This is a genomic window from Shewanella sp. SP1S2-4, from assembly GCF_031932075.1.
Classification (GTDB): Bacteria; Pseudomonadota; Gammaproteobacteria; order Enterobacterales; family Shewanellaceae; genus Shewanella; species Shewanella baltica.
In genome coordinates this window covers 92982-118320 of sequence record NZ_JAUOET010000014.1, presented here as the reverse complement: position 1 = coordinate 118320, position 25339 = coordinate 92982, and the positions used below count along the sequence as shown (strand labels likewise).

General features: G+C 46.7%; 22 protein-coding genes and 1 pseudogene. 10 read left to right on the top strand and 13 right to left on the bottom strand.

Annotation, left to right across the window (positions count from 1 at the left end):
• The first annotated feature begins 211 nt into the window (after positions 1–211).
• From Q4Q52_RS14115 to Q4Q52_RS14100, 4 genes are all read left to right on the top strand, one after another.
• Complete coding sequence (locus tag Q4Q52_RS14115; RefSeq protein ID WP_311990893.1) at positions 212–1189, top strand: transposase; 978 nt, start codon at positions 212–214, stop codon at positions 1187–1189.
• 208 nt (positions 1190–1397) lie between these two features.
• Entirely contained in the window at positions 1398–1892 is a 495-nt protein-coding gene (locus Q4Q52_RS14110; protein ID WP_311990892.1) for a hypothetical protein, read from the top strand.
• Between the two features lie 125 nt (positions 1893–2017).
• Positions 2018–2188 (top strand): acetyltransferase, encoded by a 171-nt coding sequence (locus Q4Q52_RS14105; protein ID WP_259482689.1) that lies wholly within the window; start codon positions 2018–2020, stop codon positions 2186–2188.
• Positions 2188–2577, top strand: coding sequence for a type II toxin-antitoxin system death-on-curing family toxin (locus Q4Q52_RS14100; RefSeq protein WP_220777600.1), 390 nt, complete (start codon positions 2188–2190; stop codon positions 2575–2577). Before Q4Q52_RS14105 ends, Q4Q52_RS14100 begins: the two co-directional genes overlap by 1 nt.
• 129 nt (positions 2578–2706) lie before the next feature.
• Here the strand turns inward: Q4Q52_RS14100 and Q4Q52_RS14095 are convergent, their stop codons facing one another.
• The 7 genes and pseudogenes from Q4Q52_RS14095 to Q4Q52_RS14065 form a co-directional block, all read right to left on the bottom strand.
• Positions 2707–3870, bottom strand: a complete 1164-nt coding sequence (locus tag Q4Q52_RS14095; protein ID WP_311990891.1) for a phage/plasmid primase, P4 family — start codon at positions 3868–3870, stop codon at positions 2707–2709.
• A gap of 5 nt (positions 3871–3875) precedes the next feature.
• The gene (locus Q4Q52_RS14090; protein ID WP_311990890.1) at positions 3876–4142 is read right to left on the bottom strand and encodes a hypothetical protein; all 267 of its coding nucleotides are present in this window, start codon (positions 4140–4142) and stop codon (positions 3876–3878) included.
• Positions 4143–4204: 62 nt separating this feature from the next.
• Positions 4205–5355 (bottom strand): annotated as a pseudogene (locus tag Q4Q52_RS14085) (IS3 family transposase).
• 822 nt (positions 5356–6177) lie between these two features.
• Complete coding sequence (locus tag Q4Q52_RS14080) at positions 6178–7074, bottom strand: hypothetical protein (RefSeq protein ID WP_006081327.1); 897 nt, start codon at positions 7072–7074, stop codon at positions 6178–6180.
• A gap of 11 nt (positions 7075–7085) precedes the next feature.
• Entirely contained in the window at positions 7086–7844 is a 759-nt protein-coding gene (locus Q4Q52_RS14075) for a hypothetical protein (protein ID WP_006086363.1), read from the bottom strand.
• The gene (locus Q4Q52_RS14070; RefSeq protein ID WP_126492121.1) at positions 7844–8368 is read right to left on the bottom strand and encodes a hypothetical protein; all 525 of its coding nucleotides are present in this window, start codon (positions 8366–8368) and stop codon (positions 7844–7846) included. The genes Q4Q52_RS14075 and Q4Q52_RS14070 overlap by 1 nt, the downstream gene beginning before the upstream one ends.
• A gap of 23 nt (positions 8369–8391) precedes the next feature.
• On the bottom strand, positions 8392–8676 hold the full coding sequence (locus Q4Q52_RS14065; protein WP_006081330.1) for a J domain-containing protein: 285 nt from the start codon (positions 8674–8676) through the stop codon (positions 8392–8394).
• Between the two features lie 215 nt (positions 8677–8891).
• Here Q4Q52_RS14065 and Q4Q52_RS14060 point away from each other — a divergent pair, with 215 nt between their 5' ends.
• A complete protein-coding gene (locus Q4Q52_RS14060) occupies positions 8892–9059 on the top strand; it encodes a hypothetical protein (RefSeq protein WP_311906577.1) in 168 nt (55 codons plus the stop codon).
• 10 nt (positions 9060–9069) lie between these two features.
• On the opposite strand, the gene ppx is transcribed toward Q4Q52_RS14060, so the two are convergent.
• Together ppx and ppk1 are read right to left on the bottom strand one after the other, a co-directional pair.
• Positions 9070–10632, bottom strand: a complete 1563-nt coding sequence (gene ppx, locus Q4Q52_RS14055) for an exopolyphosphatase (protein ID WP_259559761.1) — start codon at positions 10630–10632, stop codon at positions 9070–9072.
• A gap of 41 nt (positions 10633–10673) precedes the next feature.
• The gene (ppk1, locus tag Q4Q52_RS14050) at positions 10674–12845 is read right to left on the bottom strand and encodes a polyphosphate kinase 1 (RefSeq protein WP_006081332.1); all 2172 of its coding nucleotides are present in this window, start codon (positions 12843–12845) and stop codon (positions 10674–10676) included.
• A gap of 375 nt (positions 12846–13220) precedes the next feature.
• On the opposite strand from ppk1, the gene yegD reads away from it, so the two are divergent.
• Positions 13221–14693 carry a molecular chaperone gene (gene yegD / locus Q4Q52_RS14045; RefSeq protein ID WP_311990889.1) on the top strand — a complete coding sequence of 491 codons (1473 nt, stop codon included), beginning with the start codon at positions 13221–13223 and terminating at the stop codon, positions 14691–14693.
• A 71-nt stretch (positions 14694–14764) separates the two neighbouring features.
• Entirely contained in the window at positions 14765–15253 is a 489-nt protein-coding gene (locus tag Q4Q52_RS14040; RefSeq protein WP_063883950.1) for a CreA family protein, read from the top strand.
• 186 nt (positions 15254–15439) lie between these two features.
• On the opposite strand, the gene Q4Q52_RS14035 is transcribed toward Q4Q52_RS14040, so the two are convergent.
• The 3 genes from Q4Q52_RS14035 to pdsR form a co-directional block, all read right to left on the bottom strand.
• Positions 15440–16639, bottom strand: coding sequence for a cystathionine beta-lyase (locus Q4Q52_RS14035; RefSeq protein WP_311990888.1), 1200 nt, complete (start codon positions 16637–16639; stop codon positions 15440–15442).
• Between the two features lie 256 nt (positions 16640–16895).
• Complete coding sequence (gene pdsS / locus Q4Q52_RS14030; RefSeq protein ID WP_311906580.1) at positions 16896–19055, bottom strand: proteobacterial dedicated sortase system histidine kinase; 2160 nt, start codon at positions 19053–19055, stop codon at positions 16896–16898.
• A 74-nt stretch (positions 19056–19129) separates the two neighbouring features.
• Positions 19130–19822 carry a proteobacterial dedicated sortase system response regulator gene (gene pdsR / locus Q4Q52_RS14025; protein ID WP_006081337.1) on the bottom strand — a complete coding sequence of 231 codons (693 nt, stop codon included), beginning with the start codon at positions 19820–19822 and terminating at the stop codon, positions 19130–19132.
• A gap of 258 nt (positions 19823–20080) precedes the next feature.
• Between pdsR and pdsO the strand changes: the two genes are divergently transcribed.
• The 3 genes from pdsO (at position 20081) to Q4Q52_RS14010 (ending at position 24056) form a co-directional block, all read left to right on the top strand.
• Entirely contained in the window at positions 20081–20905 is an 825-nt protein-coding gene (gene pdsO, locus Q4Q52_RS14020) for a sortase-associated OmpA-like protein PdsO (RefSeq protein ID WP_311906581.1), read from the top strand.
• 105 nt (positions 20906–21010) lie between these two features.
• The gene (locus Q4Q52_RS14015) at positions 21011–23320 is read left to right on the top strand and encodes a marine proteobacterial sortase target protein (protein WP_311990887.1); all 2310 of its coding nucleotides are present in this window, start codon (positions 21011–21013) and stop codon (positions 23318–23320) included.
• A gap of 31 nt (positions 23321–23351) precedes the next feature.
• The gene (locus Q4Q52_RS14010) at positions 23352–24056 is read left to right on the top strand and encodes a class GN sortase (protein WP_311906582.1); all 705 of its coding nucleotides are present in this window, start codon (positions 23352–23354) and stop codon (positions 24054–24056) included.
• Between the two features lie 222 nt (positions 24057–24278).
• On the opposite strand, the gene Q4Q52_RS14005 is transcribed toward Q4Q52_RS14010, so the two are convergent.
• Positions 24279–25304, bottom strand: a complete 1026-nt coding sequence (locus Q4Q52_RS14005; RefSeq protein WP_311990886.1) for a GGDEF domain-containing protein — start codon at positions 25302–25304, stop codon at positions 24279–24281.
• Positions 25305–25339: the final 35 nt, after the last annotated feature.

Below are 25339 nucleotides of genomic sequence, written 5' to 3'. Positions count from 1 at the left end.
ACGGTCACAGTTGCAACAATGCCAATCTTAACTAACACTTCTGCTGTTCGTTTAGCTAAAAAGATATTGCCCCATTTCGTATTTCGGCTCGTTAGCTCAATCGAAAATTCCTACTCTTGTTGCCATAAAAGAAAAATGGACATCCAGTCTTAATGGCATGGTAATTAACCACCGACTATGCTTGGGTTAAGCATTAAACAAGGAGGTTTGTATGCCGCGCCCACGTAGAACTCAGATAAGTGTTGAAGATACTCCCTATTACCATTGCTGTAGCCGCGTGGTGCGGCGTGCATTTTTGTGTGGCGATGATGCCTATTCGGGAAAAAACTATGACCATCGCCGCGCATGGGTAGAATTGCTACTGTTTGAACTCGAAGCGGTTTTTGCTATTGATGTGGCGGCCTTTGCAGTGATGTCCAATCATCTGCATGTGGTGCTGCGGGTCGATATCGACAGCGCCAATCGTTGGACTGACCGCGAAGTACTTGAGCAATGGCATAAGCTGTTTAAAGGCGATGGATTAACGCAAAAATTCGCCAAAGGTGAGTTAGTTGAAGCTCACGAGGTCAACAGATTAAGGCATTCAATCGCAATTTACCGCAGCCGATTATGCGATATTTCATGGTTTATGCGTTGCCTTAATGAACCGATAGCAAGACAAGCAAATCAAGAAGATAACTGTACAGGTCGTTTCTGGGAAGGTCGCTTTAAATCGCAAGCCCTGCTCGATGAAGCCGCTGTGTTAACTTGTATGGCCTATGTTGATTTGAATCCTATTAGAGCGCAACTGGCTGATACACCAGAACAATCCGACCATACCAGTATTCAGCTGCGTATTCGGGCCGCATTAAAAGGTGAGCAACCTGAAAATCTACTGCCTTTTATCGGTAATGAGCGCGACAACCAGCCCAATGGCATTGCGTTTTTATTATCGGATTACCTTGAATTGGTCGATGATACAGGTCGAATAATTCGAAGTGATAAACGTGGGGCAATCAGTATAAATAGAGCTAAGTTACTGGCAAGATTAAATATCCCACATGACAATTGGCTCAAGCTCACCACTGAGTTTGGCAAGCTATTTCATGGTCCGGTGGGTACGCTGCAAGCACTCACTGATTACTGCGAACATCTAGAAAAGCGACGACGGCACTTTGCGGCAAGCTGTCAGCACTTTCACAGCAACTAAATGTAATACTGCTTAACCAAACCAATCACTGCCCATTTGTTTTATTGGGTGGGTTAGCATGTCTTAAATACACCATTTTTTAATGAGTTAGCTCATTTTTATGCTTTAGCTTTAGCCCTTCAACTGTTGATGACTCTCATTTAAGCAATTTTAGCTCGTACAAGTTGTAGACAAACCAAAAGTGCATTATGTTGTTGATCTAAAATGGATGGCCAGATTTTGCTATGTGAAAGACATTAAGCAGGATAAGGACGACCCACAGCTATGGTTTTTCCATATCCAAGAGGTGAGGGACGACCAATCCGTTAAGACGGGTGAATCAAGGAAAGTGCCAGTATGTCGATCTCTCATCGAGTTGGGATTACTCGATTACCTTCACTCTTTGCCCGTTGATGGCCGTTTGTTTCCGGTGCTCAAAGCAAACAATAAGGCTAAGTATCATCTAGCGGTTGCAAGGTACCTCAAAGAGGCGTTTATGACGCTCAATATCGAACATTTTGACACACTCAAACCGCTACATGCGTTCCGCCATCGCTTCATTACAGAGGCAAGGAAGGTGATGCGTGAGGATATTCAAAATGCGATAACAGGGCACTCTAATGCGGGGAATACGGGGCGAAACTATGGGATCTACTCAGAACTTCATCAGGCGATAGATAAGATGCCAGTGATAGCGATTCCTAAGTGGTGTTCTGAATCATAACAAGGCAGTAGCTTAATCTCTGTGGCTTAGTGCTAGTGTATACTAGCCTTCGTTCGTTACTATATTTTTCCTTGCAGTATCAAGTTATACTGTTGGCAAGTCGAAGCTCATGAAGGTATGAGATTATGAATCGAAAATTAGAAGTTTACGGTGTTCAAGCGGTTACAAGACCGAAGATTAAAGCGACCAAGCAACTTGATTTATCTGGTGATATTGGGCGTCAAATCGTGAAGTCTGAAACGAAACTAGCATTAAGAACCCATCCTAAAACTTTCCAAAAGCTGGCTGATATGTAATGGATATCATCTGTTTTCCTTTTGAACGAGTTGTCGAAATTAATGCGTTAATTCTATCGACAGAACCCGGCATGAAAGGTGCGGTTGATATTCCTAAACTTCAGGGAGCGTTAAGCCGTATCGATAATGCGATTGTCTACCAAGGCTTAGATGATGTGTTCGAGATTGCTGCCAAATATACTGCTTGCATTGCGGTATCTCACGCTTGTCCTGATGCAAATAAGCGAACAGGCTTAGCAGTCGCACTCGAATACTTGTCTCTCAACGACTATGAAATTACAGAGGATAACGAACTGCTAGCAAATGCTGTGCGTGACTTAGTGCTTCAAGAGATTACTGAGACAGACTTTGCAGACATCCTTTACGCTCAGTACCTTAATGGCTTGTAAGTCGTTTGATGAGGTCATTCTGTCTTCTGGCTACTGTGCGATTTATCTGCCTATAAATATTGAGTCCTAATGAAATGATGGTAAAAGAGAGGCTCTAGGGCCTCTCTTCAATTGGTTATAGATTAACCGTTAGACAGTATACTGATCCGGCGAAATACAGCTAGCTGAGCTCCACAACGGTTTTGAAGCTTGCCGTGTCTCAGGATCGAGTTCGATTATGTCATCAAATATTGGCTTTAAGATAATTCCTTTAATCATGGCTTTACTGTTGTGTCGGCCTTTCTCAAAGCCTTTCTCCACCAGCCGTTTGGTCATGATATTACGGGTCATCTTCCAGTCGCCATCACGCTCTGCCCACTTTCTAAAGGCATCATATAGCGTTTCTGTATAGGTAAAATCCCCCTTACAGGTACATTCCTCAAGGAATATCGCGAGTAAGTCTGACTCGTGACGATACTCTGCGATTTCTGACTTTATCGAACTGGGAATCGAGGCTTTAATGCCATCCTTTAGCCACATTTGAACGCCTTCTAGAGCCCAATTGAGGATACCTGAGAGTTCAGCATATAGCTTATCCATTAATCGTGGGTCCATCTGTTCCTGACTGAAACTCGCATTGAATGGAAGCATGATCATTCTTCGCCACATGCCGAGGCTCGTATCACGAATCACGGACTTGTGGTTACCTATCATTATGAGTTTAAACTTCGGACGGTATTCTAGTTCTACCTTGGCATAGAGTTGACGAGTGACAATCACATCATCACCAGTCATAGATTTCACTAGGTTTTCATTCATCCTAGAGCCTTCAGGTAATTCATTAGCCACAACTACACGACTACCAGCAAGCTTAACTAAGGATGGGTTAGGGCCTGTATTACCGTTATTGGTTTGCAGCAAAACACTACTATCGATCTGATGATAGTAACTTCCCATTAATCGCTGTATCACGTTCATAAAGGTGCTCTTACCATTACAACCATGACCGTGGAGGAAGAACAGTACTTGTTCGTCTGTTCGTCCTGTTAGCATGTAACCGACTATGCGTTGTAAAAACTTAGCGTATTCTTTGTCGCCACAGGTGATTTCATCAATGAACTGTAACCAACGAGGGCAACCAGCTGAGCTATCGAAATGAACATCCCCACAGCGGCTGATGTACATTTCTTTCTGTGCGGGTAATAGTTTTCCGTTAGCTAAGTCTAATACGCCATTGTTTACCCCAAGTAGCATAGGATTAGCATTGAAGCAGTTCGAAGATATCTGATTGCCTGACTTGAAGATTTCTAGCATATCCATCATTTTTTACGATTAAGCGTCATTCGGCCAAATTTTTGTAATTGCTCTGCTTCAGCTAACTTAGTCTTATTTTTGGTTTGTATTGCTTCTTCTAACATACTACCAGCTTGATTGATAAGACGTTCTCCAACACATCGGGTATATTCAAGCTCCTTTCCGCTTGATGGAGCCCAATGTTTGCCATTAAAGTTAACTATGCTGTTAAGTTCTGGTACGTACATCATGCTGTCGTTGGTGATCGCTTTTAATCGGTCAGCATTACCCACATCATTCAGTGAGTCTTCGTTGAAGTTAGCCCAGATCTCGGGGATAGGTTCATCTGTACTGGTTAACCCAAACTGGACACTTTTACTTGAGAATTTTCAAACTCTACAGGTGACAGATCGTCATTAGCAGAATGAAGCCGCTCCAAGTTGTAATATTTCATGTAAGCCGTCACATCTTGCTTCATAAACTCCCTTGTTGGTTGATTAACTTTAAAAATCCAATCGTGTTTCAAGCTACCAAAGAAACGCTCAACAACGGCATTATCCCAACACGCTCCCACATCACCCATGCTGGCTCGGATACCATAGCTCGATAGCAGCCTACCGAATTGCTTACTGGTATATTGCGAGCCTCGGTCACTGTGAAATACCAACCCTCTGGCCGGTTGTCGCAGGTTGTAGGCTTTTATTAATGCCTTAGATATCAAATCTGTGGTCATGCGTTTATCTATGTGCCATCCCACAATCCGGCGTGAATACAAATCCATCACCACTGCCAAATACATCCAGCCTTCACCCGTCTTTAAATAGGTCACGTCACCCGCCCAAACCTGATTAGCCGATACTGGATTAAAGTTCATGTTTAACAGATTATCAGCCACTGCATCTGAGTGTTTTCGCTGCGTAGTCACCTTGTAAGCGCGTCGCTGGGTTGCTTTGAGTCGAAGGCGGTGCATAATTTTACGAACGAGATAGCGACCAACCTGGTAGCCTTCCTTGCGCAATTTCTTCACCATTGCACGATTTCCTAAGCTGCCTCGACTTTGCTTAAATAGCTGTCGAACAAGGCGATAAAGCTTCAGTGTTTCAAGGCTTATCACGTTTGCAGGGCGCTTATGCCAATCGTAATAACCTGATTTACTGACACTCATTACTCGACATAACAGTGCTACGGGAAACAGGTTGGATTGCCGTTTGATGAAACGAAATTTTACTTCATTTCTTTCGCAAAGAAGGCGCTGGCCTCGACGTGCCCCTTGGGTATTTTTAGAATTTCTTTACGCAATCGCTTTAGCTCATCACGCTCAGACTCTTCTAAGGTGATACCTTGTTTCAGGGCTTGGTGTTTTTCCTTCCAGTTGTAAAGCAGGCTCGTGCTAACTCCAAGAGACTTTGCCGCATCGGCAACGCTATAACCTTGTTCTAGCACCATCATGACGGCTTCATCTTTAAATGCCTGCGGAAAACTCTTATGTGATTTTTTCAGACTCATATAGACCTCTTAATTTATTGACCATACTGTCTCAAAATTAAGTGCCCGATGGGATTAGACCAGAACAGTTCAGGTGGTCGCACTACAAAAGTGCATTGAAAAAATTGAATATGATATTTGATGAAAGGGTGATGTAAATCAACTAATCATCAGGATTCAGATAATAAGTTCACCATTCTTATTGGCTTTAAAGGAAGCCAACTGTTAAAAAGTGACACGCTTTATCTTGCTAAAGTAAATAGTCTCACCATGAATTATTAACAGTTGACCGAAGCGAAGCACTACCATGACTTAGAATAATTCTGTTCCACAGTATGTTGCGTATGTCTTTAAATCTACAGATTAGGCGAATGTACGAAAGCTGAGCCATGGTGATTTTCGAGACGACCGTCCATCCCATGGACGGGGCGGTCGAGCATCCAAAGGAAGGACTTGAACAACATCCTTGTTTAACTGCCAGTTCGCCGTCCATGGCTCTCGTTTATAAGCTCAGAAACCCTAGGTTTCTATTCACAGTGTCGATGAGTGAATGACATGGCAAGCCTGTGCGAGTGGATATCCGTAAACGCTAAACTGCTAACAACTGAAATTACTTCTCCCCAAAAACTACTTTCCAACACCTATCTGTTCCCAAAGCGTTATCAAGCTTTACGCTAAAACCACTCAAAACTGAGAATGAGATGCTGAAGGTTGAATTGGGCATGGGGATAACAGACAATAAAAAAGTGCTTTATTTTTCAATAAAGCACTCATTTTAAGCGACTCAAGCACTCGTTAACGTACTGAACACAGTACTGATTAAAGTCCCAATCAAAGTACCGATCAAAGTACTATGTAGAGTGGCCAGCCAAGGAGGCCGACGAGACCTTCCTTGTGTTCGAATCTTTCTAAGCGCTCGGGGGAAGCGTCGCTGAGTAAGAGTTCGCGGTAGCTTTTCGCAAAGTGCAGGGTACGCAGTAGGGCGGGGACAAAGTTTTTACCGAGATCTTTACTGATGGTTTCAGCGAGTTCTGCGGGTAATTCTGCTAACGCTTTCTGGGTTTCCAATTCGATATGCTCACGGGTAAACCATTCCTCTTTTAAGGTGATTTTGCCGATACGCTTTTTCAAATCCTGTCTGACTTTGGCGCCATCAAACAACAATCGATACAGTACAGCTTCGGCTAATACACTCTCTAGATTGAGAAAATCCAGTGGATCATAGCTCGATTGCGCGTAAAACTGTGCCAATAGGGCCGCAATTGACTGTTGGCGTTGATGCTCAAGCAGGGCATCTTGATAGGCTTCATAGCCTAACCATTCTTCTGCATCGGGCGGGCTAGACACTTGTTCTAGCAAGAATTTGTCGACATCGCCGTACAGTGACTTGCCGTTGACGAGTTTATGCTTGCTGACAGTGCTGAGCATGCTCCAGCCTTTTTGAAAGCATTTGACTACGCCATCGGCGGTGATCAACAGGCGTATCGCCTGCTGCGGGTTTTGGTTTGACAATTCCATCAAACCAAGACTCACCACACCAATGACATCGTGCGCCGCTTGTTCGAGCAGGTGCATTTTATACTTGTTGTAAAACTTATCGGCCAGTTTGAGGCTCATCAAAATGGCTTTGGATTTGATTTGTGACAGCTGTTCACCGCTCAGCGTTTCGTCTGCTTGGCCTTGGATCAATACCTTGCTCAGGTATGGTCCTTGATCTACATCACGCAGTACCAGTTGCATCAAATAATTCCTTAATCCAAAAAGCTAAACATATCATCGACTTCAGCGTATTCATCCGTAACTTGGTTTTTCTCTTTGGCTTGAATAACCAGCTCGTTGACAAACTTGCTGATGATCATTTCCCAACCTGAGCTTTCGTTACGCAGCAGACTCTTAATGGCTTTTTCAACATCGGGCGCGAGCTCGTGGATCAAGGCCATTAGGCTGCGTGGGTCGTCTATGCTGAGGCTGTGTGCATCTTCACTGGCGACGCGGCTGTCGTAGCCGATTGTCTCAGTGTCTTCTTCGTCATCATAGAGATCTGTGTAGCCGTCTTCATCTTCATGTTTTTCGCCTAACATCATTTCGATGAAAGGGATCGACAGATAGAAGAGGCCCGCTGGATCTTCGGCGATACATTCTAGAATCGCAGTTTGCTTTTCTTCGCTATCTTGGATGCGAATTAAATAGGTCAAAAAATCAAAGGTATGCTGAATAAGTTCTTCGGCATTGTTTTTGATTTTTTCTTCCCAGTACAAAGGTTGCTGACAGACGATGTCGCGAATTTGTTCTGGGGTCATGAGTTCAGACATGATCGAAGGGCAAGAGATATCATGGTGACTATTTATTTGCGTCAGCGTGACGATATCCATGTGTTCGATGACTTCAACTAATTGCTCGTCGCTCATGGTATTTGCAATGATTTCAAAGCGTTTGCTCGCTTGTTTTGGCTCTACGTCCGCCAACTCTTTAATTTCGGCGACGGTAATCTCAATGAGACTAGTGTTCATTAGCGGTCCTCATCATCGTAGTGATCGTAGTAGCCATCTTCCTCTTCGCCTTCATCATCGTCGTTATCTGAGGTGCCAACATAATCGTTGTCATCATCTTCATCGTCGTGATGTTTTGCTGCTGGCGTTGCTTTACCTTGATTTTCAAGTAAATACAGTACGGCGCAGCTTTCAATCAGTAAGGTTTCCGAGTAACCACGCACGGCTAACACTAAAGGTAAATCAGCATTGTTAAAGCCAATCGTGACTTTAAACTCATCCCACTCGGGTTGAGTTGCCGTGTTTATCCAATGTGCCCACTTGAGTTTGGCTTCGGCGGGAAACTTAATTCGACCGTAAAGCGCGACAGGCAGGTACTCAGGCACAGTATCGAGCATCTTAGGATCGGCTTCTAACACCTTTTTGATTTGGCTAGTAAATTGCTCTAGCGCTTTAGGTGTATCGGGATCGTCGTAGGACTCGATATTGTCGTAGGCATTATTTTTTAGCTCATTAATGCGTGAGATATTCAGTTTTTTGACCATTTGGCACTTACTCTAGAAAACGCTCAAGGATAAAATTGATCCCACAGCTCGCGCATGGCGCTAGCAGGATCGGTCACTATGACGTTATTGAAATCTTTGATAAACGCATTACGTCGCTTAGGATCTGACAACACATCATAAGCATTTTTAACGCGTTCAAGTTGTACGGCGGCTTGCTGCTTTTCCTCTTCCGAGGCGCCTAACAACTTGTCGGGATGATATTTGTTTGACAGCCGTCGATAGGCTTTTTTAATGTCGTCTTCTTTGGCACTGGGTTTTATACCGAGCACACTAAAGTGGTTAATCATACTTGTACCTGCAGGCGATGGGGCTGATATCGCGAGATAAAAAGGGTTTGACTCTGATTATCTTTAAATTCGTGGAATTATGATTAGTCAGCCGTGGATGATAGCAGAAATCCCCACTCAGCGGCAAACGCGCGAGCAGGAATTTGTGCTTTAGTGAAGGGTTAAAAATCCTTTAAACTTTAATCTGTTGTGGCGCATGGATTAAGTCTACCGCTATGCTGTTGAAATCCCGTTACCAAGCCAGATTGACAGCTAACTTCACCTTGTTTTTAGGCGAGATAATTGCCCTCGATTCTGGGCAATATTTTAGCACCGAATCCTTCGCTAAAATCATTCACACAGAGCTAACTCACACTCGCCTCAGCCACGTTCGGCAGAGTTAACGCCGAACAGCTAAGTCAAACTAGACACTAATCGCAGGTTCATCCCAAGGGTGAGCATTTGCTTCTGTTCCCGCTGTAAATCCTTCATAAACAGGCTGATTTTTCGCTTATGGCTAGGTAGCACTAGCATGAGCCCATCGGGGATCACTTTAATATGATCTAAGGTCAGCGTCTTGGCGATACGGCCAAGGTTGAGCAAGACCGCAAGTCTCAGCAGGCAGAGCAGGCGATTCAACGTGAGCTTATGGTTGGGATCGAGTTCGGCGAGCATTAATTCGTTGGGCTTTTTTCTGTGGTTGGTGATAAGCCGCGCTAAATCCAGCTGCAAGGCTTCACTAAACCCGGGTAAGTCACTGTTGCTGATGATATAGCCACCGTGTTTGTGCAGGGACTTTGAATTAATGTGTAGCCCAATCTCATGTAAGGTTGCGCCATAGGCGAGCAAGCGTGCATGGGGCCTTAATTGCCATTCATCGGCGACCTGTTCAAACAAGGCCATGGCGGTGTCGCGTACCTTAGCGGCGTGGGCCATATCGATATGATAAAGCTGGGCAATACTGTCGACGGTGCGGTGGCGAATATCCTGATACTGACCAATCTTTGCCAGTTCATAGAGTACGCCTTCACGCAGTGCTCCTGGGCTAAACTCGAGCTTTTGTATCGGTAAGCGCCTAAAAAAGCTGATTAAAATGGCAAGTCCGGCGGGCACTAAAGGAATGCGTTTATCATCGACATTGGCAAATTGAATTTGGCTAATATGGCCACATTTGATCAACTTGATTTTGAGCTGTTTGAGTCGTGGCAGCGTGATAGTTTCATCGCCGTGTTCTTCTTGAATCGCTTCGCAGATGGCTTTCACTGTGCCTGAGCTGCCTAACGTCAGCTCCCAGCCGCCCGCGAAATATTCCTTGGAGAGCGAGGCGAACTGTTTGTCGGCCGCGCTTTGAGCATCACGAAATGAGGCAGGGGTGATGAGTCCATCGATAAAGAAACGCTCGTTAAAACTCACGCAACCGCAGCGCAGGCTAGATAACTGGGTTGGGGTATTCTTTTTACCGATCACGACTTCGGTCGAGCCACCACCAATGTCGATGACTAAATTACTTTTTCCAAGCACTTGGCTTTGGGCAATGCCGTTATAAATCAAACGCGCTTCTTCATGGCCTGAAATCACTTCCACCGGATAGGGCATGATGGCGAGCGCGGCCTCGATAAATTGATCGCGGTTTTTGGCGATTCTGAGGGTGTGGGTGGCCACTAATCGCACTTGCGCTTGGTCGAGATTGGAAAATCTTTGATTAAAATCCCGCAGACAATTGAGGCCACGTTCTATGGCGTCATTGTCGAGAATATTCTGCGCATTGAGCCCAGTGGCGAGCTGAACCTGTTGTTTTTCTTTGTGTAAAATCTGCAAGCTGCCATCTTGCTCACGGGCGATGACCAGATGAAAACTGTTCGATCCCATATCGATGGCAACAAAGTGGCGCGATTTAGCATTTGCGGGCGCATTGGTTTGTGGTGCCTGCGACTTTAGTAATGTGTGTTGCTGTGTGTGCGAATGTGTGGCTACCAATCGGATTATCCTTAGGCAATCAAAGCGATATAAAGCCAGCGCTAGCTGGCTTTGGCCTGTAACTCGGGCGTTATGTCTGGCTCAGCGTTGCTCTCTCGCTCAGCATCACCCTCATGGGCGGACATACGTAAGGCATTAAATTCTTGCAGTTGGCGCTTCTCATAATTAATCAGATATTGATAAATGGCAATTTGAGAACGCACTTTTCGTTTGTTACCCCGATTTCGATAGGGGTTACTTTGTTCTTTGTTGATGACCCGCGCTTTAGTATTGTCATTGAATTGTAAGGATAAAATATCCATTATCATTTGTTTTAGGCGCAGATCATAAATCGGCACACTCACTTCGACGCGATTATCTATGTTGCGGCTCATCCAATCGGCGGAGCAGATAAAGAGTTTGTTCTCGCCGCCAGCGTGGAACAGCATCACCCGTGAGTGTTCGAGGAACCGATCAACGATACTGTAGACTTCAATGTTATCGCTGATCCCGGGTATTTGCGGGATAAGCGAGCACATACCGCGAATGAGTAACTTAATTTTGACCCCAGCCGCCGATGCTTCATAGAGCTTTTGGACCAAGGATTCATCGAGTAAGTTATTTAGTTTTAAGGTAATCGCCGCCTTCATATGGCTTTGGGCATTAACGATTTCATTATCAATTAAGTGACTCAGTTTTTGTCTGGCATCGTAGGGCGACACAATTAAATGCTGGAAGTTATCGCGGCGATACGGATGTTCAATCAAGTCAAATACTTGCTCCACTTCACGGGCAATCTCTTGATTGGCGGTGAACAGCGACAAGTCAGTGTAGACCCGCGCCGTGCCTTCGTTAAAGTTGCCTGAGCCGACGTGACAATAGAGTTTGATTTCCCCTTGTTCCTCACGGCCAATCAAGCACAACTTGGAATGCACTTTTAAGCTGGTGATACCGTGGTGAACTTTGACGCCCGCTTCGGCCAAGATGCGGGTCCATTCGATGTTGGATTGCTCATCGAATCTGGCCCGCAGTTCAATTACAGCGGTGACTTGTTTGCCGTTTTTCACTGCATCGATAAGCGATTGCATCACATGGGATTTTTTCGCCACTCGATATAAATTAATTCGAATAAAGCGCACCGCAGGATCGTAGGCCGCTTGGCGCACCATTTCGGTAAAATGGGAAAACTTATGGTACGGATAGTTGAGCATGATATCGCCCATTCGAATCGCATCGAAACTGTTGGCGCTGCGGCCAAAACCTGCACTATTAAGCGCCGGTAGTTTTTCGTTTTCGAGGTAGTCGCGGCTCGGGTTGGGGAAGGCGATAAAGTCTTTAAAGCTGTGATAGCGCCCACCTGGGATCAAGCATTCGGTCGAGCTGATGTTCAGGTTTTCTTTGAGCATCACCAACATGTGCTCAGGCATTTCTTTGTCATACACTAAGCGAACTGGCTCGGCAGTCAGACGTTTTTTGAGGCCCTTAGTCATTTTTTCGAGCTGAGTTTGCTCTAACTCGTCGGTGATATCAAAATCGGCATCGCGGGTTAACTTCATCGAATACACTTCGATAGCATCGTACTCGAAGAAGGGGCCAAAGAGTTCATCGACGCAGTGGCGAATAATGTTATCTAATAAAATCAGATATTTTTTCGCTTTACTCTTTTCAGCGGGGAGTTCGATAAACCGCGGTACGTTTTTAGTGGGCACTTCGACTAAGGCGTATTGACGGCGAGCCTTAGTGAACAAACACACACATAAATAGGTGGCGTCGTCGTTGATTTGTTTGATCAAATCGCGATTGTTATTGACGATAAGCGGGGCTATATGGCGTTTAAATTGATCACGAAAATGCTTTTTCAGCCAGTCGCTGTGGAACTCGCTTAATTGTTTCTCATTGATTAACAAAATATTACGACGCACTAGCTCGCGCATTAAATCCGTGTATATGCCGTCGAACCTTTCTTGCAATGCCATCACTTTCGATTGGATCTTGGCCATTAAATGGCGACTGTTACTGCGACCTTCCTGCAGGGATGACAGCAGAATCGAGCGCCTGACCGCAGCCACGCGTACTCTAAAAAACTCATCCATGTTATTGGAAAATATCCCTAAAAAGCGCACTCGCTCCACTAAAGGAACATTGGGATCGCAGGCTTCTTGCAATACCCGCTCATTAAAAGACAACCAAGAGAGTTCTTTATCAATCGAAAGTTTATCGGTATTCGGGGACACTGCACAGCTCCTTTAAGCAAGCGTCATGGCGCAATATACAATAGCATTCATCCGCCTTTGTGCAATCAGATTTACTGCCTACAAGTGAAGGAATTTCAATGATAAATACTGCGTACACGCCAAAATCAGTCTGGGATTTATCTGGGATAAAGATACGAGGGAAATATGTCAGCTTGATGACGAGTGTGACAGAAATATGACCTTAAAATGATCATCTTGGATTGAGCTCAAACTCTGCCCGTGCAACTGCGCTTTACGCACTGAGCCCGCTATACTCGCTGCCAGTTTGCGAGTCAATCCGGCAGTGTTAACTCCTTGGGCATTATCGCAAACTATGTTATCTTGCTCGGCTTTTTTATCGCGGGAGTAAAAGGTATGTTTGTTGGATTTGATTATGGTAGTGCTAACTGCGCTGTAGGGATCATGCAGGGTGATGATGTGCAGTTATTGGCGTTATCAGAGCAATCAGCTTATTTACCTTCGACCTTATATGCGATGGACAGGGTACTGATCGCTGAGGCGGTTTATCGTGGTCTTCCTATTGAATTAAAAGCCGATTATGCCCAAAAACGTGCAGCGCAATTGAGCCGTGCCCGCATGGTGCGCCATGAGTTAGATCTCGACGCTGACGTTCAGGCTGTGTTTGTCGGTGAGCAGGCGGTGAGCGCGTATTTAGAGATGCCGGAGGAGGGATTCTATGTCCGTTCGCCAAAATCATTTTTAGGTGCAACGGGACTTAGACCCGAGCAAGTGGCCTTGTTTGAAGACATAGTTACCCTGATGATGCAGCACATTAAAGTGCGCGCCGAATCTGTGTTAGTTGAAAAGAACCTTGCTAAAGAAGGCGGCGTGGCAACTATCACCCATGCGATTATTGGTCGTCCGGTGAACTTTCAAGGCATAGGCGGTGAAGAGAGTAACCGTCAGGCCGAAGCCATTTTGACTCTAGCGGCAAAACGCGCGGGTTTCGTCGACGTTGATTTTCTGTTCGAGCCGTTAGCGGCGGGGATGGATTATGAAGCGAGCTTGACCGATAACAAAACCGTGTTGGTTGTCGATGTGGGCGGCGGTACAACGGACTGCTCTGTGGTAAAAATGGGCCCAGCCCATAAACAAAAAGCGGATCGCAGTGAAGATTCCCTCGGCCATAGTGGTCAGCGTATCGGCGGTAACGATCTTGATATTGCCCTTGCAATGAATGCCTTTATGCCGCACTTTGGTTTAGGCTCTTTAATGACCAATGGCAAACCTATGCCCAGTAAAGCTTTTTGGAATGCGGTAGCGGTAAATGATATTAGCGCCCAGCGAGAATTCAGTACCTTAAGCAGCCGTAAACTGATTGATGAATTGGTGAAAGAAGCCGAGCAGCCACAGTTGCTCAACCGACTGTTAAAAGTGCAACAACAGCAGCTAAGCTATCAGTTGGTCCGCCAAGCCGAACGCGCCAAAATTGCCCTGTCGGATGCCGAGAATACTGATATTAATCTCGATTTTATCGAAGCGGCGCTGCACGCGGGTGTGAGCCGTAATGTGTTTGAGAATGCTATCGAGCCTTCACTGACAAAAGTAGAAGCCCTGATGCACCAAGCGCTCTCGCAAGCGGCAAAAACCTTAGCGGCTGATGGTTTAGCTCAAGACTCTGTGAATAACGAGAATGTATCTACCGACAATGCTGCAGAATGCAAACCCGATGTGATTTACGTCACAGGTGGTACGGCGCGAAGCCCTGCGATCTACGCAAAAATCGCCGGTATTTATCCCGATATTCCGGTCGTGGTCGGCGATCACTTTGGCTCTGTGACAGCAGGGCTAACCCGCTGGGCACAAAAGCTATTTGCTAAGCACTAACATATAAGCATTAACATAAAATCACTAACATATAAGCACTTATATAAGCACTAATGTAAAAGGATGTAGGAATGAAAACTCTGTTGAAGTGTGCGTTTGCCGCCACTGTGGGCTTTTTGCTCGCGGGTTGTGGTGACGATGTAGGTAAGGTGAGCTTAGGGCTTTTTACCACTAAAGATGTGATCATCGATGCTAAGCACGATCCTAAAATTCCTGGAGTGACTTGCCATATTAGTCGTATCGAAGCCAATTTAGATTTTGCCGATCCATCAGATATGGGCATAAGTTGCCGTCAAACGGGGCCAATTAACGCGGCCGATTTGGCTAATATCGACATGGGTAAACACGGTGAAGTGATTTTCACCGAATCCCTGAGTATTTTGTTTAAGTCATTAAAAGTGCGCCGGATTTATGATGCGCAGAACCAGACTCTGCTGTATTTGTCCTATTCGACCAAAGAGACCAACGGCAGCCATAAACATGCCCTTTCGACAGTGCCGCTTTATGGCTCAGCCGCTTGGGTTGACCCAGCATTGAGTGTCGGAGCGAAAGCGAATTAATCGCCGAACAGTTTATAGCTTTGCAGTGCTTTGCTGTAAGCATGAATATTTGAAATAAGTTGAATTTGCAGTCAGTGTTGATAACAAAAAGGGGCGAAATGTTCATTCCGCCCCTTTTTGTTTTTATAGGCTGCTAGCACTTAGCCCTCTAACGACCTCGCTTAATTCCTATCACGATCATTATCGCTACTTAGCTTTGGCCGCCAGTACTGCGTTAAAGCGTTCAAACCCTGCGCTGAGATCGGCAATTAAATCCGTAGGATCTTCTAAACCAATATGTAAACGGATCAAAGGCTTGCTGGCATCCCACTTGGTCGCCGAGCGGATTTTATCAATGCCAAAAATACCGAGGATTAAACTCTCGTAGCCGCCCCAAGAAAAGCCCATCTTAAAGTGACTCATATTCTCAACTAGTGCGGTGACCGCATCGGCATCGCCTTGTTTCAATACAAAGGAGAACAAGCCGTTGGAGGCGCTAAAGTCGCGTTTAAAGAACTCGTGGCCGGGGCAGGTATCAAACGCCGGGTGACGCAGATGATCGACTTCTGGTCGGGTTTTCAACCAGTTGGCAACTTGTAGGGCATTTTTTTCATGCTGTGCCATACGCACGCCTAAGGTGCGCAGGCCACGGGCGGCAAGGTACACATCATCAGGGGAGGTGGTTTGTCCCATCAAGTAACTGTGTTCACGTAATTGTGGCCAGTATTTTTCGTTGGCCGTAGCCGTGCCTATCATCACATCCGAGTGACCGACGATGTATTTGGTCGCCGCTTGAATCGAAATATCCACACCCATTTCAAAGGGTTTGCTATTGATTGGCGAGGCCCAAGTGTTGTCCAGCATAGCAATCAGCCCATGTTCGTGGGCGATGCGGCACAAGGTCGGCACATCTTGCACTTCCATGGTGATGGAGCCTGGAGATTCTAAAAACAACACTTTAGTATTGGGGCGAATAAGGTCGCGAATGCCCGCGCCAATCAGCGGATTGTAATAAGTGGTTTCGATACCAAAACCGCCGAGAATATGGGTGCACAGATCACGCGTTGGCTCATACACACTATCGACCATCAACAGATGATCGCCGGCTTTTAAAAATGACAATAACGCCGCACTGATCGCCGCCGCGCCAGAGGGATACAGCGCCGTACCTACGCCCCCTTCTAATTCGGCAATTGCCGCTTGAAACGAAAAATGAGTCGGGGTGCCACGGCGGCCATAAAAAATCTCGCCATTGGTTTTATTTTTTGCGGCATGGCGCATTTCATCCATCGTTTCGAAGACGATAGTCGAAGCACGAAAAACGGGCGGATTGATCACGCCTTTGGTCCATTTTTTGTCTCGACCTAAGCTGACGATTTGGGTGGCTTGATGATGTTTATCTGTCATTGGATCATTACCTTGGCATTTAGGTTGAACGAATAGGTTGAACAATGTTGGAGAAGAACCATTGGAGATATCTAATCTATTGTTATGGCGGCCATCTTAGCATCTGCACGCAGAAATGACAGGAGGCGCTATGATGATTTTGACTCATGTTATTGGCGCCTGTCCCTTCGGTCTTTAGATTATGAAGCAGGGCTCAAAGGCAACGTGACTCATAATTTAAAGGCAGTGTAACTTTAGCTCAAAGGCTGCGTGATTCTTAGCTTAATGGCAAGGTTACTAGGATATCGACGCCATTATGCTCGCTGCGATTGCGGGCGAGGATTTGTCCTTGGTGGAACTCGGCGACCAATCGTGCGATATACAGACCTAAACCGAGATGAGGTTTGTCTTGGGCTTGATTTATCCGCACCGACACCATGGAGTCGAAAATCTGCTCCGACATATCAACGGGCAGTTCTGGTCCTAAGTTACTGATAAGCAAAGTTGCTTGCTTACCGACTTGGGTGAGCGTGACTTCGATGGCGCTGCCTTTATCGCAAAATTCAATCGCGTTAGCGATAAGTTTGTCCATCAACTGGGCGATATATTCCGGCACACCTTGCATCATCAGAGGTTGCTCGGGCACTTTTACGCTAAAGCCTTGTTCTGGATAGGTCATTTGATAACCTTGCATACAACCGCTAACCACTTGGGAGAGTGGGAATTTAGTGATATCGGCCTGCGTTAAACTCTGCTCTAAGCGCGTTGCTTCGCTCATGTTATTTAAAATCATGCTTAAGCGGCTGACACCTTCTTGGGCGCGGTCGACATATTTCTGCGTGTCTTTATCTAAGGTTTGCAGGTTTAAATGCTCAAGGGATGATCGCACAACCGCCACGGGCGTGCGCAGCTCATGGGACAGGCGCGACGACATATTTTCCAGATAATGTGTGTATTGACCAAGCCGTCCGACAATGTTGGAGAAACTGCGGGACAGATCGCCAATTTCATCCCGAGCTTTAGACGGTTTGAGGTGATTACGAACGCGGCCTTGGCTATCAATGGCATTTTCGGCCTCATCGCGCAGTTTACGGATACGGTTAGAAATGCTCGAAGCGAAAAAGAACAGCGCCAAAGTGCCCATGCTCATAATGGTCAAAATCACGTTAAAGAGTTTTTCCAGCGCGCGGTTACGCAGGGTACGGATCCCGTGGGTGGTTTCTTCGGCGACAACGGCGCCCATCACATTGTTATCAATCCAAATAGGGCTGGCGGCAGCGAGCACCACAGCTTTGTTGTCTGGGGTTAAGCGCCAAGTTGAGCTTTGCTGACCTGCAAGGGCTTTTTGGATATGACTGCCATCAAGCTCGGTGGAGTCTTGTAAGGAATCAATAAAGTCTTTGGGCGGCTTAGTGAGAATTTTATAGTACAGCGGATGCAAGTAATCGCGCTTGAAGGTTTCCCACAGCGTGGTGCTCTTTTCATCTTCTAAGGTGCGGGTCCACACGCTGTCATTGGCACGAATATCGCCCGATTTTGCCAGTACGCGGCCGTGCTTATCGACCACCCAAATGCGTGAGCTATAGTGGCTCATACCTTTGATAATGTTTTCAATTTCTGGCGATGGCACCAACACAGTGCCGAGATTATCGACCGTATCTAAGGCCGAGGTGCCGACAACGGCTGCCACATCGCGGTTCTTGCTGTCGTTAACATCGGAAATGGCAAAACCGAGTTTGCTGCCGACCATGTCTAAGGGAATACGCAGCTCGACATTGTAACCCACATCTGTGGTCGCCCATTGTCCTTGGATGCGCACTTCAGGTTTGACGGGCACGGTTTGCTTAGGATTGGCAGGTAACTCGAAGGCGCTGATCCAGCCCGGTTGGGTGGTGGCGACGATATAGCGTTTGAATTTATTGTCGGGGGCGAGGGTCGCAATCGAAAGATGATCGTTTCTATCAACACTTAACGCATTTTTACCACGTAGCACCACAGTTGGGTCAGTCACTTGAAAGAAGGCATAAAGGTAGCCGTCGTACTGGCCGACCATGTGGGTAAAGCTTAAGGTCAGCGGCGCGTTGGGATCGGCGCGCATGATCTGATGCGCCTCACCGTACTGGATAAATCTGTGCTGATATTCTTCCCATTCGTTAAGTTTACCGTCGAGCAGAATCGCCCCATTGAGTTGATAGGCGTACAGATCGCGACTCTTTTCCACTTGCTTTAAAAAGCTCGCTTGTCCATCGAACAATTTCGGCCGTTCGTGCAGCGCGGTGGCCAATGCCTGAGTGGTGCCTTCTAAGGTGCGTTCTTGACCGTGGCGAAGATACTTTTCCATCTCCCACACATATTGATACCCCAGCCAAGGTAGGCAGAGCAAAAACAGGCTAAGGCCGATGACTTTAGTGCGTAGACCAAAGGGGAAACGTGTCATAAGTTAGGGATCAGCATCAATGGGATCAAAAGTGTATTGGCTCAAGGTTACGTGCATCAAGGTATTGTGAGAGTTCAGGCTAAGCTGTCCCAGCGATAACCCATGCCATAAACCGTATCGATACAATCAAACTCAGGCGCGGTGGCGATGAATTTCTTGCGAATGCGTTTCACATGGGAAGTGATCGTGCTGTCATCGACAAAAATCTTCGCCTCTTGCATCAATTCATGGCGGCTGCGCACATGGCCCGGGTGTTTAGCTAACGCGTGCACCATCCAAAATTCAGTGACGGTAAGCTCAATCGGCAGCTGGTTCCAATAGACTTGCATGCGATTGGCATCAATCGTCAGTGGACCTCGCTCAAGCAGGTTTTCCTGCGCCGTTTGGCTGGCCGCAAGTTCAGATCGGCGAAACAAGGCCGCTAAGCGCGCAGTTAAATGGGGGAAGCTCACTTCTTTACTCAAGTAATCATCGGCGCCTAAACGCAGGCCACATACAGTATCAAAGTCACTGTCACGGGCGGTCAAAAAGATGATCGGCAGCGTGCTCGACATAGCACGCAGTGACTGACATAGCATAAAGCCACCATCAATTTCATTACCTAAGCCGATGTCGATAATGGCTAAATCCGGTAAACGAGTATTAAAGGCTAACATGGCCGATGGTCTGTCGGCATAGGTTTGCACGCTGTAACCGTGTTGTTGCAGCACGTCCTTGTAATTCTCGCGAATGGCCGCTTCATCTTCCACTATGGCGATACGCTTCATAGAGCCATATTCCTATTGACTTGGGGGAGTAAGTTTTCGTGACTATACAGGATTTTACCCGAGATAAAAGGCCACAAATGCAATTGCCATTTTGTTGCCACAATTGATAGTTGCATTGCCATTTTCCATCCCTGCTCATGCCATTCCACTTGTGTTTAATAGCCTCATTCAGTTTTGCACCCGTTTTGACCTGATGGGGTTTTGAACTTGTTGTTCAGGTTCGAGTGCAAGCTCAGCTAATAATCAAAAAGGAATGAGATGATGAAAAAGACACTAATTAATTTGTTGGTTTTGAGTTTATTAAGCGCGCCAGTCGCCAGTGTGTCGGCGCGGGTTTCACTGCAAAACCAAGGACAAGATCACAGCTTAGATAATGACGCCGATGTTAGCGGTATGGCGATGGATGATGAATACGCAAATGAGGACGAACAGCCAGAAGCCTTAATTGGCCTCGGTGGTGGGGCGTTAGTGGGCGCGTTAGTCGGTGGTCCTGTGGGGGCCATTATTGGCGCGTTCACTGGCACCTTGATTGGTAAGTCGGTTAGCGACACAGACACGCTGCACGTTCAGCAAAGACAGATCAGCCTGCAAGAGTCGCAATTATCCGAGTTGAGTGTAAAGCAACAAGCCGCCGAAAAACGCGCGAGCGAATATGCCAAGGCGCAGCAAGAGCTTGATGAGTTGCTATCTGCGCAACGTCAATTACTCAGTGAGCTCGCCCTAGGGCTAAACGTGCAGTTTCGCACTGGTTCCTCTGAGGTCGAATCGCATTTTTTGCCCCAATTAGATGATGTGGCCGAGGTGATGAATCTGTCGCCTGAGCTTAATTTGGAATTGAAAGGCTATGCCGATCGTCGGGGTGATGTGAGTTACAACCAAGCCCTTTCTGAGCAACGTTTACTGGAAGTCCGTGGCTACCTGATTAAGCAAGGCGTCGCAGCTGAACGCATGACAACACAAGCCTTTGGCGCTTTATCGCCACTGCAAGCGGAGCAGGACAGGGAATCGGATGTGTTCGATCGCCGTGTGACCTTGACCTTACAGCCCCATTCAACCTTGATGGCAACGCGCACGACGCAATAGCGGTCGATGTTAGTCGTCCATTCTAAGCCGTCAATTTAGAACATTCATTTTAACGACTGCGAACGTCAGTCCATATTAGTTAATAGAAAGAAGGAAGCCTTTGTGATGATCACAGGGAAAAGGGTAAAAGAAATCAGCGAAAGCTTAGCGATATTAATGATCAGTGCCGCCGTATGTTGGGGCTTGCCCTTTGTGGCATTAGCCTCACCCAATAGCACGGGCACATTGTCTGAGCCGCAGAATATTGCCTCGGCGCTGGTCGGCGAAAATACTGCTCAAAGTACGGCAGAATCACAGGTCATTAATTACGATGACATTACCCAGGGATTATTACTTTATCGCCAGCCGAGTGGCGCTTGGGTGCCATCTTTGCCACTCGATACACAAGTGTCGATGCAAGTCTCAGGCTTAAGTAATCGCGTGAGTGTGAAGCAGGTTTTTCGCAATAACACTGAGTTTGTGTTGAATGGGCAATATCTGTTCCCGCTGCCCAATGAGGCGGCGGTGGATTCGCTGCGATTACATATCGGCCAAAGGGTTATCGAAGGGCAAATTCATCCTAAGGCCGAGGCTAAGCAGATTTTTGAGCAAGCCAAAGCGGAAGGCAAACGCGCCAGCTTAGTGAGCCAAGAGCGGCCAAATATGTTCACGACCGAAGTGGCTAACCTAGCACCACAAGAGGAGCTGATTGTCGAAATCAGCTATCAGGAGAGTGTCAAATATGAAGATGGCTTGTTTAGCCTACGTTTTCCGCTGGTGGTCGCGCCTCGTTATATTCCGGGCTTAACCTCTGACGCCAGTGCTAGCGACTCAAATGAGCCTATGGCACGTCAATCGAGTCGAGTGACCAGCTCGCAGGTGTTTGATGCCGACCGGATTGTGGCGCCTGTGCGGGACGGCGCCAATGGACGCGATCCTGTGCTCAGGGCTGACATTCAAGTCTTGCTGGCAAAGGGGGTTGATAAGGCGTCAATTGAGAGCCCTTACCATGATATCCAACTTAAGCAAACCAATAGCGGCGTCGATGTGTCACTAGCGCAACGCGTGCCTGCCAATCGTGACTTTGTATTGCAATGGCGCGTACAGCAGGGTACGAGTCCAATGGCTTGGGTGTTTAATCAACAGGGTAAGACCCATAAACCCGATGGCGATAATTTGTCTCAGGACACGCTTGAAACCAGCAAAGCCAACGGCATGAATGAAGATAATTACAGTCTCGTCATGGTGTTGCCTCCTAAGGTCGAAAAGAGCACCCAACTGAGTTTGCCCCGTGAATTAATTTTGGTGATTGATACTTCGGGCTCTATGGCGGGGGATTCTATCGTTCAAGCCAAAAATGCACTGCTTTATGCATTAAAAGGACTCAAGCCCGAGGACAGTTTTAACATTATCGAATTTAACTCCAGTCTGTCTCAGTTTTCAGCGACATCATTACCGGCGACCTCATCGAATTTGTCCCGTGCCCGTCAATTTGTGAGCCGTTTACAAGCCGATGGTGGCACCGAAATGGCGCTTGCACTGGATGCTGCCTTGCCAAAATCCTTGGGCAGTGCCCCGCCCGATGCAGTGCAGCCTTTGCGCCAAGTGATCTTTATGACCGACGGCTCTGTGGGCAATGAGCAAGCCTTGTTCGATTTGATCCGCTACCAAATCGGTGAGAGCCGCTTGTTTACTGTTGGTATAGGCTCAGCGCCTAATTCTCACTTTATGCAAAGGGCGGCAGAACTGGGTCGCGGCACTTTTACTTATATTGGCAAAGTGGATGAAGTCGACGAGAAGATCAGCGCCTTACTGAGCAAAATTCAATATCCCGTGTTAACCGATATTCAAGTGCGTTATGACGATGGCAGTGTGCCCGATTACTGGCCGTCACCGATTGCAGATTTGTACCGCGGCGAGCCTGTGCTCGTAAGTCTAAAACGCAGCGCCCGTGAGCCGCAGGAATTAGTGATCTCAGGTCGCCAAGGGCATAAAAACTGGCAACAGTCGTTATCTCTTCAGGACAACTCAGCGGGACTTATCACTAATCAAGGTGCGGGTTTAGATTTACTCTGGGCGCGTAAACAGATTGGTGCATTGGAGCTGAGTAAAAATGGTGCGAATGATGACAAGGTAAAGCAGCAAGTCACGGCTTTGTCGATGAATTATCACTTAGTCAGCGCCTATACCAGTTTAGTTGCGGTGGACTTAACCCCCATAGATTCAACTGCAATGAGCCGCGATGCCGTGGTGCGTCAGCACTTGCCCTTAGGTTGGCAACCCTTTGGTGCCTTGCCGCAAACTGCGACATCGAGCCGTTTGGATATGTTATTGGGTGCATTGACCTTGCTACTGGCCTTGGTGCTTATGGGCTCGATTCTGCGACAAAAACGCGAAGAGAAGGCGGCCATGATGGCGCTTGCCAGTCATCGATGAACCATGAATCATGAACGACGAGTAAAGCGCGATGAGCAAAGGCCGAACACAGCGATTTTTAGTAGTGGGATTATTTTTAATTGGTGCAACATTGTTAGGAAAGGGACTCTATATGCAAGCTAAAGCACACTTTGCCCAGTATTTGATTGAACAGGCGTGGACTAAAACCTTAGCCGATGGACAATCCCATAAGCCTTGGTCATGGGCAGATACTTACCCCGTCGCAAAGCTGTCCATTTATCGTGAGCAAGCGGCTAATAGCGATATTGAAGTCGAGCTTAATGACAGTTTATATGTATTGGCGGGGGCTTCAGGGCGAAATTTAGCCTTTGGCCCGAGTCTAGTGTTGTCCAGTGCGCCAGCGGGGCAAAAGGGCAATACTGTGATTGCCGGACACAGGGACACGCATTTTGCCATCCTTAATGGCATGACGGTAGGGCGTCGATTATCGCTGCAAACGCTTAAGGGAAATCACATTATTTATGAAGTAGTTGCGACTCAGGTGGTGCATGAAACTGAAACGCAGTTTATGGCGCCATCCGATAATAATCGCTTAACCTTAATCACTTGTTATCCCTTCGATGCGCTTCAAGGCGGCGCCGAACTGCGCTTTGTGGTGCAGGCGATACCGGTTGAGGATGAATCAATGGATACGGTTAGTGCCGATGTTTCAGCTTCAGCTGGGAATGGGATGCAAGGGAAGGTCGCTTCTAGTACGCGCAGTTTCACCCATTAGGTCGCACGTTAATTTAAGCCTTAGCGCAATCTTCAACCAAAGCGTTAAGGCTGCTTTGAGCTAACAATGTCAACATTAATAATGTTGATTAAATCATGCTGATCAAATAGTGCTTATCAGTAACCGCCAAATGATTGTCTTTTAATCATCCTAGCCTGAAGCCGAATCATCGGCTTCAGGCTAATTCATTACGTTCCAGTTAGCATAATCAAGTCATCACAATTAGTTGCTGATCGGTAACACGCGATTTCGACCTAAACGTTTAGCGTCATAAAGTAATTTATCTGCCGCTTCAATCAACTGCATGCCCGTTTGTTTTTCTTGCCATTGGGCAACCCCAAATGAGGCACTGATATTATTGATGCGCTCGTCTTTACGTCTGTCTTTCAAACTGAGCTTTTCGAGTCCACGGCGCATGGCTTCAGCCAGTTGCCTTGCAATACGTAACTGACTTTTAGGCACAATAATCGCAAACTCTTCACCGCCAAAACGATACAGTTTCGCACCATCGCGGCAGGATTCCTGTAGCCGTTTGGCCACGGCGCGTAACACTTGGTCGCCAAGCTGGTGGCCATAGGTGTCGTTAAATACTTTAAAATGGTCGATATCGGCCAAGATCACGCAGGTGCCTAAGGGCGCTTGGGCCAGCATGCCGGCAAAATCGCTGTCGAAGGCGCGGCGATTAAAGCAGCCAGTTAGTGCATCGTAGAGCACATCTTTTTCAGTCTGTTCGAGCTTTTTCTTTAGCGCATCGATTTCGGTTTGAGCTTTCTGCAATTGTCCGGTGAAGAACTCAGTGCTCGAGCGAATATTGTCTGACTCTTTCACTAAACTGCGCACCAGATCGAGCACTTGCTCAACACTAAAACCCTCATCTTCGATGCGGTTGAGCTTTTCAAAATTACTCTCGATGCGCGACTGGAATTCATTGGCATCTAGATTGGTATCTTTGAGCGATTGGGACAGCTCAGTCACCATAGCATCCAGATTCTGGCGCATTTCGCGGATATCGAGTTCAACGGGATCGGCAACATACTGGCGATATAAGAGTTCGCTACTTACAGGAGGACAGGTATTGTACTGGGCGATAACGGTATCGAGTCGTTGATTTAATTCGGGATTCTGTTCACCAACATAAGTGTACCAAAGCGCATAGTTAACCGGGGTGGTCGGAATTTTATGTTTGAGCATCAGAGGCACTGCTTTTTTGAGATTCAGTGCAGCGGCTTGTAATAACTCTAGCGACATATTGTTACCTTACTTAATGAAAATAAACGGATATT

Excerpts from the sequence above, each read along its gene's own strand:
- Q4Q52_RS14015 (WP_311990887.1), top strand. The coding sequence starts at position 21,011 with ATGATCACAGGGAAAAGGGTAAAAGAAATCAGCGAAAGCTTAGCGATA.
- Q4Q52_RS14110 (WP_311990892.1), top strand. The coding sequence starts at position 1,398 with ATGGCCAGATTTTGCTATGTGAAAGACATTAAGCAGGATAAGGACGAC.
- yegD (WP_311990889.1), top strand. The coding sequence starts at position 13,221 with ATGTTTGTTGGATTTGATTATGGTAGTGCTAACTGCGCTGTAGGGATC.
- Q4Q52_RS14065 (WP_006081330.1), bottom strand. The coding sequence starts at position 8,676 with ATGATTAACCACTTTAGTGTGCTCGGTATAAAACCCAGTGCCAAAGAA.
- Q4Q52_RS14100 (WP_220777600.1), top strand. The coding sequence starts at position 2,188 with ATGGATATCATCTGTTTTCCTTTTGAACGAGTTGTCGAAATTAATGCG.
- Q4Q52_RS14095 (WP_311990891.1), bottom strand. The coding sequence starts at position 3,870 with ATGCTAGAAATCTTCAAGTCAGGCAATCAGATATCTTCGAACTGCTTC.
- pdsS (WP_311906580.1), bottom strand. The coding sequence starts at position 19,055 with ATGACACGTTTCCCCTTTGGTCTACGCACTAAAGTCATCGGCCTTAGC.
- Q4Q52_RS14035 (WP_311990888.1), bottom strand. The coding sequence starts at position 16,639 with ATGACAGATAAACATCATCAAGCCACCCAAATCGTCAGCTTAGGTCGA.
- pdsO (WP_311906581.1), top strand. The coding sequence starts at position 20,081 with ATGATGAAAAAGACACTAATTAATTTGTTGGTTTTGAGTTTATTAAGC.
- Q4Q52_RS14005 (WP_311990886.1), bottom strand. The coding sequence starts at position 25,304 with ATGTCGCTAGAGTTATTACAAGCCGCTGCACTGAATCTCAAAAAAGCA.
- Q4Q52_RS14105 (WP_259482689.1), top strand. The coding sequence starts at position 2,018 with ATGAATCGAAAATTAGAAGTTTACGGTGTTCAAGCGGTTACAAGACCG.
- Q4Q52_RS14115 (WP_311990893.1), top strand. The coding sequence starts at position 212 with ATGCCGCGCCCACGTAGAACTCAGATAAGTGTTGAAGATACTCCCTAT.
- Q4Q52_RS14060 (WP_311906577.1), top strand. The coding sequence starts at position 8,892 with ATGCTGTTGAAATCCCGTTACCAAGCCAGATTGACAGCTAACTTCACC.
- pdsR (WP_006081337.1), bottom strand. The coding sequence starts at position 19,822 with ATGAAGCGTATCGCCATAGTGGAAGATGAAGCGGCCATTCGCGAGAAT.
- Q4Q52_RS14070 (WP_126492121.1), bottom strand. The coding sequence starts at position 8,368 with ATGGTCAAAAAACTGAATATCTCACGCATTAATGAGCTAAAAAATAAT.
- Q4Q52_RS14040 (WP_063883950.1), top strand. The coding sequence starts at position 14,765 with ATGAAAACTCTGTTGAAGTGTGCGTTTGCCGCCACTGTGGGCTTTTTG.
- Q4Q52_RS14075 (WP_006086363.1), bottom strand. The coding sequence starts at position 7,844 with ATGAACACTAGTCTCATTGAGATTACCGTCGCCGAAATTAAAGAGTTG.
- Q4Q52_RS14010 (WP_311906582.1), top strand. The coding sequence starts at position 23,352 with ATGAGCAAAGGCCGAACACAGCGATTTTTAGTAGTGGGATTATTTTTA.
- Q4Q52_RS14080 (WP_006081327.1), bottom strand. The coding sequence starts at position 7,074 with ATGCAACTGGTACTGCGTGATGTAGATCAAGGACCATACCTGAGCAAG.